Raw genomic sequence first — 15,147 nt, 5'->3', positions numbered from 1 at the left:
GGTCCTCACGTGCTGTAGGCGGAGTTCTCGTGGACGTACTCGTGGGTGAGGTCGTTGGTCCACACCGTCGCGGTGGCGTCGCCGGCGTGGAGGTCGATGACGACCCGGACCTCACGAGGGCCGAGGTCGACCAGGTCGCGGTCCTCGCCGACCGTGGCGGCGCGGCAGACCTGGACGCCGTTGATCGCGACGTCGAGCGTGGTGGGGTCGAAGGTCGCGTCGGTCGTGCCGACTGCGGCGAGCACGCGGCCCCAGTTGGGGTCCTTCCCGAAGATCGCGGCCTTGAAGAGGTTGCTCCGGGTCACGGACCGGGCGACCTCCACGGCCTCGAGCTCGGTTGCCGCGGAACGGACCTCGACGGCGATGTCGTGGCTGGCCCCCTCGGCGTCGGCGACGAGCTGTCGGGCCAGCGACGCGCACACCTCGGTCACCGCGGCGGTGAGGCCGTCAGGATCGACCGCCACCCCGGAGGCGCCCGACGCCATGAGGACGACGGTGTCGTTGGTCGACATGCAGCCGTCGGAGTCGACCCGGTCGAACGTCACCGCGGTGGCGGCCCTGAGGGCCGCGTCGAGGGTCGCGGCGTCGGTGGCGGCGTCGGTCGTGATGACGCAGAGCATCGTTGCGAGCCCCGGTGCGAGCATGCCGGCACCCTTGGCCATCCCGCCCACGGACCAGGCGTCGCGCGAGACCGTCGCCTGCTTCGGCACCGAGTCGGTCGTCATGATCGCGCGGGCGGCGGCCTCGGCCCCGTCGACCGCGAGCGCGTCGGCGGTGAGGCCCACGCCGGCCTCGATGCGGTCCATCGGCAGGAACTCACCGATGAGGCCGGTCGAGCACACGACGACGTCGAGGGCACTGCAGCCGAGCGTTGCGGCGACGAGCTCGGCGGTGCGGTGCGTGTCCTGGAACCCCTTCGAGCCGGTGCAGGCGTTGGCTCCTCCGGAGTTGAGGAAGACCGCGTCGGCGCGGCCGTCGCTCACGGCCTGCCGGGACCAGGTCACGGGAGCAGCCTCGACACGGTTCGAGGTGAAGACGGCGGCGACATGGTGGTGCGGGCCGTCGTTGACGACGAGGGCCACGTCGCTGGACCCCGACGCCTTGAGACCGGCGGTCGCACCCGCGGCCCGGAAGCCCTGCGCCGCGGTGACGCTCACGTGTCCCTCCGACCGGTGAGGACCGTCGGGGTGACGATGAGTCCGGCCTTGCGCCACGCCTCGCTCGCGTGGGCGATGTGCTGCTCGGGGACGAGCACCCAGTCCGTGTCGAAGGTCGACATGGCGAGGACGCTGATGCCGGCCGACACGAGCGGCGCGAGGATCTCGGCCATGACGCCGACGGCCTCGAAGGCCAACGGGCCGGCCACCTCGACACCTCGGAACGGCCCCTCCGTGAGCACGCCGTCGGGGACGAGCTCGGCGAGACACACCACCGACGTCTCCTGCGGCGTCCTCGTGAGGGAGGCAAAGGGTCCGGGCGTCCAGTCCCACGAGGGGTCGGCACCGCCGTCGAGGCGGGCGACGACGAGGGACTCGGGATGGGTCATGAGGTGCAGTGGCATGGCGCTCACGGCGCCACCCCCGATCCGAGGAGGCCGGTCGCCTCGGGCAGGCCGGCGGAGAGGTTGAGGCACTGGACGGCCGCGCCGGCCGTGCCCTTGGCGAGGTTGTCGACCGCGGCCACGGCGATGACGCGGCCGGTGCGCTCGTCGAGCGCCACCTGGACGGTGACGTGGTTGCTGCCGACGACGGCGGACGTCGAGGGCCAGGTGCCCGGCTCGAGCACGTGGACGAAGGCTTCGTCCGCGTATGTCGTGCGCCACGCTTCGTGCACCTCGTCCGCCGAGGTCCCGGGCACCACACGGGCGGTGCAGGTCGCGAGGATGCCGCGGGGCATCGGTGCGAGCGTGGGCGTGAACGACACGGTGACGTCGGAGCCGGCGGCGGCCGAGAGGTTCTGCTCGATCTCCGGGGTGTGCCGGTGCACTCCCCCGACGCCGTAGGGCGACATCGACCCCATGACCTCCGAACCGAGCAGGTGCGGTTTGAGTGACTTGCCGGCGCCGGACGTCCCCGACGCAGCGACGATCACGACGTCGTCGGGCTCGACGACCCCTGCGGCCAGGCCGGGTGCCAGGGCGAGCGTCACGGCCGTCGGGTAGCACCCCGGGACGGCGACCCGGCGGGCTCCGGCGAGGGCCTCGCGACCCCGGCCTCCGCCGGCGAGCGGCAGCTCCGGGAGGCCGTAGGCCCACGCCCCGGCATACGGGGTGTCGTAGAACTGGGTCCACGCCAACGCGTCCCGCAGCCGGAAGTCGGCACCGCAGTCGATGACCACGGTCTCGTCACCGAGCGCGGACGCGACACCCGCGGAGTGACCGTGCGGGAGGGCGAGGACGACGGCGTCATGGCCCGCCAGCACGTCGGGCGTCGTCTCCTCGAGGACCCGGTCACCGAGGCCGAACAGGTGGGGATGGATCGTGCCCAGCCGCGCACCGGCGTTGCCGCCCGCCGTGACCGCGCCGACCTCGACCTCGGGGTGCTGCAGGAGCCACCGCAGGACCTCGCCCCCGGCGTACCCGCTCGCTCCGGCGACTGCGACACTCAGCATGTGCATAGTCTTGCATGGCAACACATCACTATGCAAAGAGGGTGGGTCAGCCCAGCGGGTCGTCCGCCCCCCACGTGACGAGACCCAGCGTGCGGTCCCGGTCGCCCAGACCCTCACGCGCACGGGCGCCGAGGGACTCCACGGTGTCGGTGCCCGCTCGCACCAGACGGCCGCTCCACGCATCGAGGTCACCGCGCGCGATCGCGAGCAGGAGGTCGGTCACCTCGGCCGGGGAGGTCCACTCGGTCCGGCCGCGGTGCATCTGCATCCCCAGCGTCATGTCCGTGCGCACCACACCCGGCGCCAGGTCGAAGACGAGTGCGGTGCGCCCCTCCCCCAGACCGAGCTGTGACGTGAGCCGCGCCAGGGCACCCTTGCTCAGGTTGTATGCCGTGGCGTTGTCGTCATTGCGGTAGGCCGCACCCGAGTTGAGGTTGACGATCCGGCCGGTCTCCGGGGTGAGGTGAGGCAGCACCGCCCGCGTCACGAGGTAGGGGCCACGCACGTTGGTCTCGACCGTCCGCCACCACTCGTCCGGGTCGCTGTCGACGAGCGGCACCTCGGCGTCGATGACCCCGGCGTTGTTGACGAGCAGGTCGACGCGGCCGTGCCGCGCGACGATGTCGGCGACCCAAGCGTCGACCTCCGCGCGGTCGGTGACCTCCGCCGTGGAGCGTGAGCCGCGCTCCACGGCATACCCGCTGTCCTCGAGCGCCGTCGCGAGGTGGGCACCGATGCCCCGCGAGGCACCGGTGACGATCGCGACGGGAGCCGTCACCGCTGGACCGCTCCCGTGCGCGACGCCGCGGCCGCGACCGCAGAGTCCCGCAGCCCCGAGACCTCGTCGGTCGTCAGGGTGCGGTCGGCAGCCCGGAAGGTGAGGCGGTAGGCCAGGGACTTCCGGCCGGGAGGCAGCTGGTCGCCGTGGTAGACGTCGAAGAGCGAGACGGACTCGAGCGACGGACCCGCGCCGTCGCGCAGTGCGGCCTCGACGGACTCCGCCGTCACCGCGTCGTCCACGACGAGCGCCACGTCGCTCTGCGCCATGGGGAACGTCGTGAGCGTGCGCGCCTGGACCGTCGCCTCCGCAGCACGGCTGAGGACGTCGAGGTCGAGCTCGCCACCGACAGTGCGTGTGGGCAGGCCGAGTGCTGCGACGACCTTGGGGTGCAGCTCCCCGACGTGTCCCACGACCGTCCCGTCGGCGAGCTCGACGCGGGCGCAGCGGCCGGGGTGGAAGGGCGCCACGGTGTCGGCGACCGTGCGCACCGCGACCCCGAGGGCCTCCGCGAGGGCACGCGCAACCTCGAGGACGTCGGTGACGTCAGCCGCGCGGCCCGGACCCCACCAGCCGGCACGGTCGCGGTCACCGGCCATGAGCAGGCCGACGTGGCGCGGCTGGGCCGGGACCGCAGCCCGGATCGCCGCCAGGGTCTCGTCGGAGGGGCGGACCCCGACGTCCTCGGTGGGGGCGGGCTGCCGCTCGCCCGAGGCGTCGACGACGAGGCCGACCTCGAAGAGGGCGACGTCGCGTGTCCCCCTGGCGACGTTGCGCCGGAGCGCGTCGACCATCGTCGCGAGCAGGCGCGTGCGCATGAGGGGCTGCTCGTCGGACAGGGGGTTCGCGAGGCGCACCGACCTGGCCTCCTCGGCGTCGACGTCGAGCCCGAGCGCGGCGTAGCGGTCGGCACCGACGAACGGCGCGCTCCACACCTCCGACAGGCCCAGGCCCGCAAGGACGTCGGCGACGAGGCGGCGGGTGCGCTGCCCGTGGGTGAGGCCGGAGCCGCCGGGGGGCGTGGGCAGCAGGGAGGGAATGGCGTCGTAGCCGTGGATGCGCGCCACCTCCTCGACGAGGTCGGCGGCGGTCGTGAGGTCGGGCCTCCACGTCGGAGGCACCACCGTGAGGACGTCAGCGTCGCGGGTCACTGCACATCCGATGGCCTCGAGCACCGTGACCACCTCGGTGTCGGCGTAGTCGACCCCGACGATGCGCGACGGGAAGCCGATGGGCATCGAGACGGGGACCGGCGCCGCCGGCGTGCCGACATCGGTGACCTCGGGGTCCGCGACCCCGCCGCCGTGCTCGACGAGCAGGTCGACGGCCAGCTGGGCGGCCGCCGTCGCGAGCGCGGTGTCGACCCCTCGCTCGAACCGGCGCGACGCCTCGGAGGGCAGCTTGTGGCGCCGCGCGGAGCGGGCGATGCTCACCGGCTCGAAGTGCGCGGCCTCGATGAGCACGTCGGTCGTCCCGGACGCGACTTCCGTCTGGGCTCCACCCATGACCCCGGCGATGGCGACGGGTCGATCTCCCCCACGATCGGTGATGAGCAGGTCGCCGGTGTCGAGGGCGCGGTCGGCACCGTCGAGCGTGGTGAGCCGCTCCCCCTCGCGAGCGCGGCGGACGACGATCGGCGCGTCGAGCGTGGCGACGTCGAAGGCGTGCAGCGGCTGGCCGAGACCGAGCATGACGTAGTTCGTCACGTCGACCGGCAGCGAGATCGGGCGCATGCCCGCCTTGGTGAGCCGGGCCGCCATCCAGGCCGGGGTCGGGGCCGACACGTCGATCCCCCGCACCACCCTCGCGACGTAGCGGTCGCAACCGTCGCGTCCGCGGATCGGCGCGTCGTCGCGCAGCTCGACGGGGAAGCCCCCGTCAGTGGGTTCGGGCGCCTGGGCATCGAGCGCTGCCACGGGGTCGGTGAACGTGGCGCCGGTCGCGTGGCCGTACTCCCGGGCGACGCCACGGACCGAGAAGCAGTAGCCGCGGTCGGGCGTCACGTTGACCTCGACGGTCTCGCGGTCGAGCCCGAGGAGCGGGATGGCGTCGGTGCCGGGGGTCAGGCGGGTCAGCAGTTCGTCGTCGCCCGCGAACCGGCGCGACAGGACGAGGATCCCGTCGTGGTCGTCGCCGATGCCGAGCTCGCGCTCGGAGCAGATCATCCCGGCCGACACGTGGCCGTAGGTCTTGCGAGCGCTGACCTCGAGCGGACCCTGCGGCGTGGTGAGCACCCCGCCGGGCAGGATGACGACGACGAGGTCGCCGGGCTCGAAGTTGTGGGCGCCGCAGACGATCCCCTGCGGGTCGCCGGTGCCGTTGGCGTCACCGACGTCGACGGTGCACCAGTTGATCGTCTTGCCGTTCTTCTGCGGCTCGGGGTCGCGGCTGAGAACCCGGCCGACGACGAGGGGACCGGTGACTCCACCGGTGTGCAGGCCCTCCTCCTCGAGCCCCACGCTGACGAGGTCCGCGGCGATCTGCAGCCCGCGGGCGTCCCCGGGGACGGCGACGTACTCGCGGAGCCATTCGACGGGAACACGCATCAGATCTCCATACCGACAGGAAGGGGTGCACCGGCGCAGGGTGCGTGGACGGGACTGCAGCGCATCAGATCTCCAGACCGAACTGCGCGTCGAAGCGCACGTCGCCCTCGATCATGTCGCGCATGTCGCTCACGCCCGTCCGGAACATCAGCGCCCGGTCGATTCCCATGCCGAAGGCGAAGCCGGTGTAGCGGTCGGGGTCGACACCGCAGGCGGTGAGGACGTTGCGGTTGACCATCCCGCAGCCACCCCACTCGATCCAGCCGGTCCCCTTGCAGGTGCGACAGTCGGGGTCCTCGCCGCGACAGACGAAGCAGCGCAGGTCCATCTCGGCGCTGGGCTCGGTGAACGGGAAGAACGAGGGGCGCAGCCGGGTAGTGATGCCGTCGCCGAAGAGCTCGCTCGCGAGGCGGTCGAGCGTGCCCTTGAGGTGCGCCATGGTGATGCCCTCGTCCACCGCGAGCCCCTCGACCTGGTGGAAGGCGGGCATGTGCGTCGCGTCGAGCTCGTCGGTGCGGAACACCCGGCCGATCGCCGCGACGTAGACGGGGACCCCGCGGTCGAGCAGCGTCCGCGCCTGCACCGGCGAGGTATGGGTGCGCAGGACGAGACCGTCCTCCGGCGGGTCGACGTAGAACGTGTCCTGCATCTGGCGGGCGGGGTGGTCGGCGTCGAAGTTCAACGCATCGAAGTTGAACCACTCCGCCTCGATCTCGGGGCCCTCGGCGATCTCCCAGCCCATGCCCACGAAGAGGTCGGCGATGCGCTGCGACATGAGCTCGATCGGGTGGCGGCGACCCAGCGGACGGCGGCCCGAGGGCAGGGTGACGTCAACGGCCTCCTCGGTGAGGATCCGCTCGTCGCGCTCGGCCTCGAGCTCGACCTGCCGCCCGGCAAAGGCCTGGTTGACGCGTCCCCGCGCCTGGCCGACGCGCTTGCCGGCCTCGGCCTTGGCACTGGGCGGGAGAGCGCCGATCTCACGGTTGGCGAGGGCGAGCGGCGACTTGTCGCCGGTGTGGGTCGCCCGCAACGACTTGAGCTCGTCGAGCGAGCTCGCGGTGGCCACCTCGTCGAGCGCCGTCGTGACGGCTGACTCGATGGCCTCGGGGTCGAGCGCCGCGACCTCGACGGGGTCGAAGTTCGTGTTGGGTCCTGACATGGGTTCCACTCTCGTCGCGGGCGCGACAAGGTCGCGCCGGGGAAGGCTGGGACGTCTTCGGGGGGGTCGCGCCCTCGGGCCGTGGGTGGACGCCGGGCGCCCGCACGCAGGCTCAGGCAGGCGTCACCGCACCCGAGGGCACGGTAAATCGGCGCACGGCACGGGGGGTGCGGGGGCCTGACGCGGGCGACATGGGGGCCAGCCTATCGCGCGGGCGCGATGCGACGCCGTCGGGTTTGCGCCGCCCCGGCACCGACCACGGCGACGACGAGACCCACCACCGCCGGGGCGACGAACCCTCCACCGGCACCGGCCCGGTCGATGGCCACGCCGGCGAAGGGTGCCCCGAGCGCCCCGCCGAGCGTGAGGGCGGACCCGTGCCAGCCCATGGCCTCACCGCGGGCCGAGGCCGGCACCATGCGGCTCGCCTGGTCGACGCTGGCGGTGATGGTGGGGGCGCACAGCAGGCCGGCGACGAACCCGAACCCACCGAGGGCGAGCGCGCCTCCCGCGAGCGCCATCGGGAGGGTGACCGCAGCGAGGGCACCGAGCAGCCAGAAGGTCGAGATCGGCCGGCTCAGACCTCCGTAGACGAGTGCTCCGACGAGGGAGCCGAGACCCCACAGGGCGAGCACCAGGCCGATGGTGGTGGGCTGGCCGAGCTCGCGCATCCGCGCCACGATGCCGAGGTCGGTCCCGGACAGCACGAAGGTCGAGCAGGAGGCGGCCAGGCAGACGGCGACGAAGGGCAGCCCGAACCAGTCCGACCGTCTCGGTCGCTCGGCCTCGTCCGCCTCCTCGGTGTCCGGGCGCAGCACCGGGTCCACCCACCACAGCGTGGCCCCGCCGACCACCCCGAGCATCTGGATGACGAAGAGGACCCACCGGGTGTCCCAGTGCGACGCCGCCCAGATGGACGCAGCGGGACCGACGATGAAGGACAGCTCCACTGCGACGGAGTCGAGCGAGATCGCCGTTCGGCGCTCGGTCGAGGGCACGGCCGCCATGACCGCCTGCCGGATGATGGAGAAGGTCGGGATGACGAAGAGCCCGGCGACTCCCGCCAGCACCAGGAGCGGCAGGTAACCCACCCAGGGGGCGACCGACCAGCACACCAGCGCAACCAGGGTCGAGGGCAGCACCACCCGCCGCAGACCGATCCGGTCGAGCAGGCGACCGCGCCACGGCCCGCTCACCGCGATGGCCACGGTGGCGACGGCCGCGAGGAGGCCGGCCGCGGCATACGACTCGCCCAAGGTGGTCACGACGTGCACGGTGAGCAGCACGCCGGCAGAGAAGACGGGGATCCGGACGAAGGCGCCGAGGATCAGCGCCGACTTCAACCCGGGGCTGGCGAGCGCGGCGCGGTACGGCGCGATCGACACGACGGACACGACGCCACCTCTCGGCTCACGGGGGTCCGGACCGAACCCCCGGGGCAGCCTAGGTCGGCTCTCGACCCCGATGCGAACCGGTGCGCGCAGCGAGTGACGCTAGACCGGCTCCCCCGGGAAGAACGCCCGGACGACCGCGCCGCCGCCGGGTGCGTCGTCGATCTCGGCCCACCCACCATGAGCCTCGACGACACCCCGGACGATGTAGAGACCGAGGCCGGTGCCCCCACCGCTCGGACCGTGCCAGAACCGGCTGAACACCGCGCGCCGCTGCTCGGCCGGGATCCCGGTCCCGTCGTCGCTCACGCTGAGCATGACGCCGGGTCCGGTCGGGCCCGACCACGGCGAGGCCTCGAGGATAACGCTCGCGGCGCGGTGCCGGACGGCGTTCTCGAGGAGGTTGGCGAGCACCTGGTCGAGACGGTCAGGGTCGGCGTAGATCTCCTCGGCGCCCTCGGCGACGGTGATCGTGAAGTCCTGCTCGTCCTGCCCCGAGGCCACGTGCCGCTCGACGTGCCGGGCGAAGATGTCCCGCGTCGTGAGCGGGATCTCGTGGATCCGGAGGCGGCCCGAGTCGATCCTGGACACGTCGAGCAGGTCGGTGATGAGCCGCGTGAGACGGTCCGCATCGGCGTCGATCGCCTCGAGCATCGTCAGCCGCTGCTCCTCGGTGAACTGGTCCCAGCGCCGGCGCAGGGTCGACGTGAAGCCCTTGACTCCGGTGAGCGGCGACCGCAGCTCGTGGGCGATCGTCGAGATGAGGGCGGCGTGGTCGAGCTCGGCGCGCCGGCGCGCCTCGGCGTCGCGAAGCGAGAGCAGGATCGCCTCGAGCGGCCCGGCCCGGCCCGCCCGCAGGTAGCGTGCGGTGACGAGGAGCTCGAGGCCGTCCGGCAGCTGGAGGAGCTTCTCCCGGTGCCCGGTCCGGGTGCGCAGGCCGTTCCACGGGTCGGTCATGGCCCACCACGACTCGCCGTTGCGCGTCTCGAGCGGGAGCACGGTCCGGATGTCCTGGCCGACGAGCTCGTGTGCCTGCCGACCGAGCATCTGCACGGCCCGGTGGTTCACCGACGCGATCAGGCCGTCGGCGTCGGCGGCGATCAGCCCATCAGGGAGCATCTCGGCCGCGGAACTCGCGACCGACCGGGGGACGGTGAGGACGGGATCGTCGACTGACTGCGGGTCCATGACCTCATCCCACCACGTCAGGGGCGTCGAGTCGCGCCTGACGACGCCGCGAGGCAGACCGTCGCGGCCATGGCCAGGTTGAGCGACTCGACCCGCTCGGAGATCGGCACGCGCACGACGTCGGTGCACCGGCTCCGGAGCTCGGGCGGCAGCCCCCACGCCTCGTTGCCCATGACCCACGCGTGCGGCTCGCTGACGTCGACGTCGGGCAGGAGCGTCTCCCCCGAACCGTCGGCCGCCAACGTCCGTATGCCGTGGCTCGCCAGCGCGTCGAGCGTCGCCTCGGCGTCGAGGCCGGTGACGACGGGCAGGTGGAAGATCGAGCCGACCGTGGACCGGACGACCTTGGGTGAGAGCACGTCGACCGAGCCCTCGGTGACGAGGACGGCGTCGGCGCCGAACGCGTCGGCCCCCCGGATGGCGGTGCCGGCGTTGCCGGGGTCGCGGACGTTGGTGAGCAGGACGAGGAGGCGGGGGCTGCGGGCCAGGACGTCGTCGAGCGTGGGAGCCTCGGCCGCCACGACGGCGAGCAGGCCCTGGGGCGACTCGGTGTCGGACATCGCCTCGAGCACGGCCTCGTCGGTCTCGTGCACGCGGATGTCGGCCTCAAGGGCGGCCTGCACGATCGCGTCGTGGCGCTCGATGGCCGCGGACGTGACATAGAGGTCGTCGACGCGGGCGGCGGCATACCGGATCGCCTCGCGCACGCCTTGGGGACCGTCGACGACGAAACGACCGGTCCGCTCACGCACCGAGCGCCGGGAGAGCGATCGCACTGACTTGACCCGATCGGATCGGACGTTGGTCAGCACGGCTCTCCCGGCGCTTCACGAAGGACGCAGGGGTGCGCCCGGAGGTGGCTCAGGCGGAGACCTTGTCGGTGACCGGCTGCGCGGGGACGTTCGCCTTGGCGATCTCGACGAGGGCTGCGAAGGCGGCCTCGTCGTTGACGGCGAGCTCGGCGAGCATGCGACGGTCGACCTCGATCTCGGCGGCCTTAAGGCCCTGGATGAGGCGGTTGTAGGTCATGCCGTTGGCGCGGGCCGCAGCGTTGATGCGCTGGATCCACAGACGACGGAAGTCACCCTTGCGGGCGCGACGGTCGCGGTAGGCGTAGCCGAGGGAGTGGGTGACCTGCTCCTTGGCCTTGCGGTAGAGACGGGACCGCTGACCGCGATAACCGCTCGCGCGCTCGAGGACGACCCGGCGCTTCTTGTGGGCATTGACTGCCCGCTTCACGCGTGCCACGTGAGTACTCCTTGCTGTTCTTGGACGTTCGGGGGGCCCGGCTCAGATGCCGAGAAGCTTCTTGACCTTCTTGACGTCGGCCTTGGACACCACGAGGTCCTTGCTGAGGGCGCGGGCCTTCTGCGGGGTCTTCTCGTGGAACTTGTGGACGTGACCGGCCTGCTCACGCATGACCTTGCCGGAACCGGTGACGCGGAAGCGCTTCTTGGTGCCGCTGTGGGTCTTGTTCTTCGGCATGGCTGCCGATCTCCTTCGCTGTCGGTGCTGCTGTGGTGCTGCTTGCGGGAAAACTGGGGGTCGCGCCTACTCGGCGGCGACGGTCTCGTCGGCCTTGGGTGCCGGTGCCTTGGGTGCCGGTGCCTTGGGTGCCGGTGCCTTGGGTGCCGGTGCCTCGGTGGCCGGTGCCTTGGGGGCCGGCGCCTCGGTCTCGGCGGCCTCGGCCGGAGCCGTGGCCTCGACCTCGGCGGCGGCCACGGGTGCCGCCTCGGGGGCCGTCTCGGCAGGTACCTCGCTGGCGTGTGCGGCGTCATCCTTCTTGCGACGCTGCTCGGCGCGGGCCTCGGACTTCTTCTTGGTCGGGGCGAGCACCATGATCATGTTGCGCCCGTCCTGCTTGGGCGCCGACTCGACGGTGCCCAGCTCGATGACGTCCTCGGCCAGCTTCTGCAGGAGGCGGTAGCCGAGCTCGGGGCGCGACTGCTCACGCCCGCGGAACATGATCGTCACCTTGACCTTGTCGCCGCCGTTGAGGAACCGGACGACGTGACCCTTCTTGGTGGCGTAGTCGTGCGGGTCGATCTTCGGGCGGAGCTTGATCTCCTTGATGACCGTGTTGACCTGGTTCTTGCGCGCTTCTCGGGCCTTCATGGCGGCTTCGTACTTGTACTTGCCGAAGTCCATGAGCTTGGCGACGGGAGGCTTGGCCATGGGGGCCACCTCGACCAGGTCGAGGTCAGCCTCCGCCGCGAGACGCAGGGCGTCCTCGACGCGGACGATGCCGACCTGCTCGCCGTTGGGGCCAACCAACCGCACCTCCGGAACCCGGATGCGGTCGTTGATGCGAGGCTCGCTGATGTCATGCTCCTTGAGGTCGAGGACGTCGGGTGGTGCTCGGCCGGGCATGAGAAGAGGCTCCTCGCGCAGCGCACGAGAAGCCTCACATCCGTCCACTCCGGGAGCCCACGGCATACACGTATGCCGTGACCGAGGTGGAGAACCCGGCGACCCTGAGGTCGTCGCGGGTGGAAGCGAACTTCACTTGCGCACCATGTCCCGAAGGACACGGCCGGTCAGCGGCCAACATTAGCAGTCCCTCGCGTCACGACCAATTCGCCGTATGCCGTCTGCTCCCCGTGGGGGTGCCCCTCGCGTCCTTCGTCCCGCGCTAGCGGCCCTCCGACCGGCGCGCTGCTTCCATTGTCCCCTCACCTCTCGTTGCGGGCGCGCCGATCTGCGGACCGACGCACGGCCCGAAGGACGCCATGGGGCTCCGCTGCTGGTCAGTGAATGCGGAAGGCGAGGCCGTCGATGCGGGCCCGGAGCTCGCCGTCGGTGGCCAGCCTCTCCCCCACCCGGGTGGCGACCTGCTGCACGTCGTCGGCGTCGAGGCCGTCCTTCAGCTCGAGGACCACCCCGAGGATGCCCTGGCCGGACGGTGCGCCTTCCTCGACGTGGTGCGAGACCACGTGCGGCTCCTCGGCGACGGCGCGGGCGACCCCGGCCGCGACGAAGTCGTCGAGGTGGGGCGGGGTCCAGTCGCGTTCCTGTGCGAGCGCCCAGACCATCGACGGCCGCAGCACCCGGGTCCGTGGTCCGGCGACGTCGACGACGACGACGTCGCAGCGCTCGCTCACCGCGGCCTGGCCGGCACGAGCCGCGGTCACCGGCACCGGCCGCGCCTCCGGGTCCCAGGCGGCGAGTGCCTCGAGGCTGCTGAAGACCGGGAGGGCGCGCTCACCGTCGGGGGCGAGGAGCGTGACCGCGGCCATGTCGGTCTGCTTGTCGACGGTGAGGCCGCCCTCGGTCGCCGTCTCGACCGGCTCGGCGACGATGGGGACGAGGAGGCGCGAGTCGCGCAACGCCTCCATGAGGGCTGCGGGGTCGTCGTGCCCGAGGGCGGCGGCCAGGGTCGGGGGCGCCGAGCCGTCGTCACCCTCGAAGCCGGTGAAGACGAGGTCGCGGGTCACGGGCGACCGGCGACGTCGAGAGCCTCGGGCAGCGTGAACGCGGCGCGGTAGAGGGCCGAGCCGATGATGGCGCCCTCGACGCCGTCGCCCACCATGGTGCGGAGGGTCTCGAGGTCCGCCAGGGTCGAGACTCCTCCGGAGGCGATGACCGGACGGTCGGTGCGGGCGCACACGTCGCGGAGCAGCTCGACGTTGGGTCCCTTGAGCATGCCGTCCTTGTTGACGTCGGTGACGACGTAGCGCGCGCAGCCCTCGCGGTCCAGGCGCTCGAGCGTCTCCCAGAGGTCGCCACCCTCCTGGGTCCAGCCACGTGCGGCCAGGGTCGTGCCGCGCACGTCGAGCCCGACGGCGATCCGGTCGCCGTGCTCGGCGATCGCGGACGCGGTCCACTCCGGGTCCTCGAGCGCGGCGGTGCCGAGGTTGACCCGGCGGCAGCCGGTCGCGAGCGCACGGTCGAGCGTCTCGGCGTCGCGGATGCCGCCGCTCATCTCCACCTGGATGTCGAGGGTCCCGACGATCCGGGCGAGGAGCTCGGCGTTGTCGCCGCGCCCGAACGCGGCGTCGAGGTCGACGAGGTGCAGCCACTCGGCACCCTGCTCCTGCCACCGCAGCGCAGCCTCGAGCGGCTCACCGAACTCACCACCGGTGCCGGCGACCCCTTGGACGAGCTGGACAGCGCGGCCTCCCGCGACGTCGACGGCGGGCAGGAGCTGGAGGCGGGGCGTGGTCATGGCACCTTCATCGTGGGACGTGGTCAGTGGTGGGGCGGGTTCAGAGGGACCGGACCCAGTTCTCGAGCAGGTGCAGCCCTGCCTCGCCGGACTTCTCCGGGTGGAACTGGGTGGCGGAGAGCGGTCCGTTCTCGACGGCGGCGACGAAGCGGTCACCGTGGGTGGCGTGGGTGACCTTGGGCGCCACGACCGCGAAGTGACCGGTGGGCTCGGGCAGCGTCCAGGAGCGGACGGCATACGAGTGGACGAAGTAGAAGCGCTCGGACTCGACGCCGGCGAAGAGGGTCGAGCCGTCGGGCACCTCGACCTCGCTCCAGCCCATGTGGGGCACGACCGGGGCCTCGAGCCGTTCGACCGTGCCGGGCCACTCGGCCAGCCCTGCCTCGGTAGTCGCGCTCGGCTCGGTGGAGGTCTCGAAGAGGGCCTGCATGCCGACGCAGACCCCGAGGACCGGACGGCCACCGGACAGCCGGACGTCGATGATGCGGGGCGCGTCGGCGGCCCGCATGCCACGCACGCAGGCGTGGAAGTTGCCGACGCCGGGCAGGAGCAGGCCGTGGGCGTCGAGCGCGCGTTGACGGTCGGCGGTGAGCTCGACGACGGCTCCGACCTTCTCGAGGGCGCGGACCGCACTGTGGACGTTGCCGCTGCCGTGGTCGAGGACGACCACCCGTCGCGCGCTCACTGGTCGGACTCCCCGCGGTGGGCCGTCTCCTCGGCCACCAGCGCGTCGAAGGCGGCGATCGAGCGAGGGCTGGGGTCGACGCGCGGGTGGCTCTCGTCGGCTCCGTCGACGAGCAGGTCCTCACCGGGCAGTCCCAGCAGGCGCATGAGGCCGACGAGCACGTCGAGCGGCTCTCCCTCGGGGTCGGCGAAGTGCGCGGTGACCTCGGCTGCGGACGTGCGGGACCGCGCGCCGGCGACGTCGACGACCAACCCAGCCGGCAGGGCGGGGAGGTCAGGGGTGCGGCGCACCCCGCCACCCGGCTCCCACACGAGCCAGCGCTGCTCGAGGCGCCACCCGCGCGCCTGGACGGTCACCACGGCGCAGCCGTCGATGACGAACAGCCCGATGGCCGGCCGGTGGCGCGCCGGAGCCCGTCGCGCGGCGAGGATCTCGAGCCCCACGTCGTAGGGGGCGGCGGTCAGTGCCAGGTCCTCCGCGAGACAGACGCCGGTCCAGCCCGGCAGGGGGGCCACCCGGACTGGCGCGAGCCCACGCTTGACCCACCGCGCGGATGCTGCGGCGCCGCCACGGACGAGGACGAGTCCGTGTCCGAGGTGAGGGGTCTGGTCAGGTGCGCCCACGG

Annotated in this window: 16 protein-coding genes; all 16 read right to left on the bottom strand. The window is 72.4% G+C overall.

What is annotated here, in order from left to right; translation table 11 throughout:
• Nucleotides 1-5: 5 nt before the first annotated feature.
• Nucleotides 6-1,157 (bottom strand): bifunctional glutamate N-acetyltransferase/amino-acid acetyltransferase ArgJ, encoded by a 1,152-nt coding sequence (gene argJ, locus LL946_RS15565; RefSeq protein WP_404382223.1) that lies wholly within the window; start codon nucleotides 1,155-1,157, stop codon nucleotides 6-8.
• A complete protein-coding gene (locus tag LL946_RS15560; protein WP_404386925.1) occupies nucleotides 1,154-1,561 on the bottom strand; it encodes an ACT domain-containing protein in 408 nt (135 codons plus the stop codon). The genes argJ and LL946_RS15560 overlap by 4 nt, the downstream gene beginning before the upstream one ends.
• Before the next feature lie 5 nt (nucleotides 1,562-1,566).
• Nucleotides 1,567-2,610: an N-acetyl-gamma-glutamyl-phosphate reductase gene (argC, locus tag LL946_RS15555; RefSeq protein ID WP_404382221.1), complete on the bottom strand. Its 1,044-nt coding sequence runs from the start codon at nucleotides 2,608-2,610 to the stop codon at nucleotides 1,567-1,569.
• A 46-nt stretch (nucleotides 2,611-2,656) separates the two neighbouring features.
• On the bottom strand, nucleotides 2,657-3,388 hold the full coding sequence (locus LL946_RS15550; RefSeq protein ID WP_404382219.1) for an SDR family oxidoreductase: 732 nt from the start codon (nucleotides 3,386-3,388) through the stop codon (nucleotides 2,657-2,659).
• Nucleotides 3,385-5,934 carry a phenylalanine--tRNA ligase subunit beta gene (gene pheT, locus LL946_RS15545; protein ID WP_404382217.1) on the bottom strand — a complete coding sequence of 850 codons (2,550 nt, stop codon included), beginning with the start codon at nucleotides 5,932-5,934 and terminating at the stop codon, nucleotides 3,385-3,387. Before pheT ends, LL946_RS15550 begins: the two co-directional genes overlap by 4 nt.
• Nucleotides 5,935-5,998: 64 nt before the next feature.
• Nucleotides 5,999-7,093 carry a phenylalanine--tRNA ligase subunit alpha gene (gene pheS, locus LL946_RS15540; RefSeq protein WP_404382215.1) on the bottom strand — a complete coding sequence of 365 codons (1,095 nt, stop codon included), beginning with the start codon at nucleotides 7,091-7,093 and terminating at the stop codon, nucleotides 5,999-6,001.
• A 203-nt stretch (nucleotides 7,094-7,296) separates the two neighbouring features.
• The gene (locus LL946_RS15535; RefSeq protein ID WP_404382213.1) at nucleotides 7,297-8,487 is read right to left on the bottom strand and encodes an MFS transporter; all 1,191 of its coding nucleotides are present in this window, start codon (nucleotides 8,485-8,487) and stop codon (nucleotides 7,297-7,299) included.
• Between the two features lie 99 nt (nucleotides 8,488-8,586).
• Nucleotides 8,587-9,672 carry an ATP-binding protein gene (locus tag LL946_RS15530; protein ID WP_404382211.1) on the bottom strand — a complete coding sequence of 362 codons (1,086 nt, stop codon included), beginning with the start codon at nucleotides 9,670-9,672 and terminating at the stop codon, nucleotides 8,587-8,589.
• Nucleotides 9,673-9,689: 17 nt separating this feature from the next.
• The gene (locus tag LL946_RS15525) at nucleotides 9,690-10,484 is read right to left on the bottom strand and encodes a TrmH family RNA methyltransferase (protein WP_404382209.1); all 795 of its coding nucleotides are present in this window, start codon (nucleotides 10,482-10,484) and stop codon (nucleotides 9,690-9,692) included.
• Nucleotides 10,485-10,533: 49 nt separating this feature from the next.
• Complete coding sequence (gene rplT, locus LL946_RS15520; protein ID WP_404382207.1) at nucleotides 10,534-10,920, bottom strand: 50S ribosomal protein L20; 387 nt, start codon at nucleotides 10,918-10,920, stop codon at nucleotides 10,534-10,536.
• Nucleotides 10,921-10,962: 42 nt separating this feature from the next.
• A complete protein-coding gene (rpmI, locus tag LL946_RS15515) occupies nucleotides 10,963-11,157 on the bottom strand; it encodes a 50S ribosomal protein L35 (RefSeq protein ID WP_404382205.1) in 195 nt (64 codons plus the stop codon).
• Between the two features lie 66 nt (nucleotides 11,158-11,223).
• Nucleotides 11,224-12,042 (bottom strand): translation initiation factor IF-3, encoded by an 819-nt coding sequence (gene infC, locus LL946_RS15510; RefSeq protein WP_404382203.1) that lies wholly within the window; start codon nucleotides 12,040-12,042, stop codon nucleotides 11,224-11,226.
• Between the two features lie 377 nt (nucleotides 12,043-12,419).
• Complete coding sequence (locus LL946_RS15505; RefSeq protein ID WP_404382201.1) at nucleotides 12,420-13,106, bottom strand: SseB family protein; 687 nt, start codon at nucleotides 13,104-13,106, stop codon at nucleotides 12,420-12,422.
• On the bottom strand, nucleotides 13,103-13,837 hold the full coding sequence (gene priA, locus LL946_RS15500) for a bifunctional 1-(5-phosphoribosyl)-5-((5-phosphoribosylamino)methylideneamino)imidazole-4-carboxamide isomerase/phosphoribosylanthranilate isomerase PriA (RefSeq protein ID WP_404382199.1): 735 nt from the start codon (nucleotides 13,835-13,837) through the stop codon (nucleotides 13,103-13,105). Before priA ends, LL946_RS15505 begins: the two co-directional genes overlap by 4 nt.
• 40 nt (nucleotides 13,838-13,877) lie before the next feature.
• Nucleotides 13,878-14,522 carry an imidazole glycerol phosphate synthase subunit HisH gene (gene hisH / locus LL946_RS15495; RefSeq protein ID WP_404382197.1) on the bottom strand — a complete coding sequence of 215 codons (645 nt, stop codon included), beginning with the start codon at nucleotides 14,520-14,522 and terminating at the stop codon, nucleotides 13,878-13,880.
• Nucleotides 14,519-15,145 (bottom strand): hypothetical protein, encoded by a 627-nt coding sequence (locus LL946_RS15490; protein WP_404382195.1) that lies wholly within the window; start codon nucleotides 15,143-15,145, stop codon nucleotides 14,519-14,521. The genes hisH and LL946_RS15490 overlap by 4 nt, the downstream gene beginning before the upstream one ends.
• Nucleotides 15,146-15,147: the final 2 nt, after the last annotated feature.

The organism is Knoellia locipacati (assembly GCF_044791685.1).
GTDB lineage: Bacteria > Actinomycetota > Actinomycetes > Actinomycetales > Dermatophilaceae > Knoellia > Knoellia locipacati_A.
This window is presented reverse-complemented; position numbering and strand designations above follow the sequence as displayed.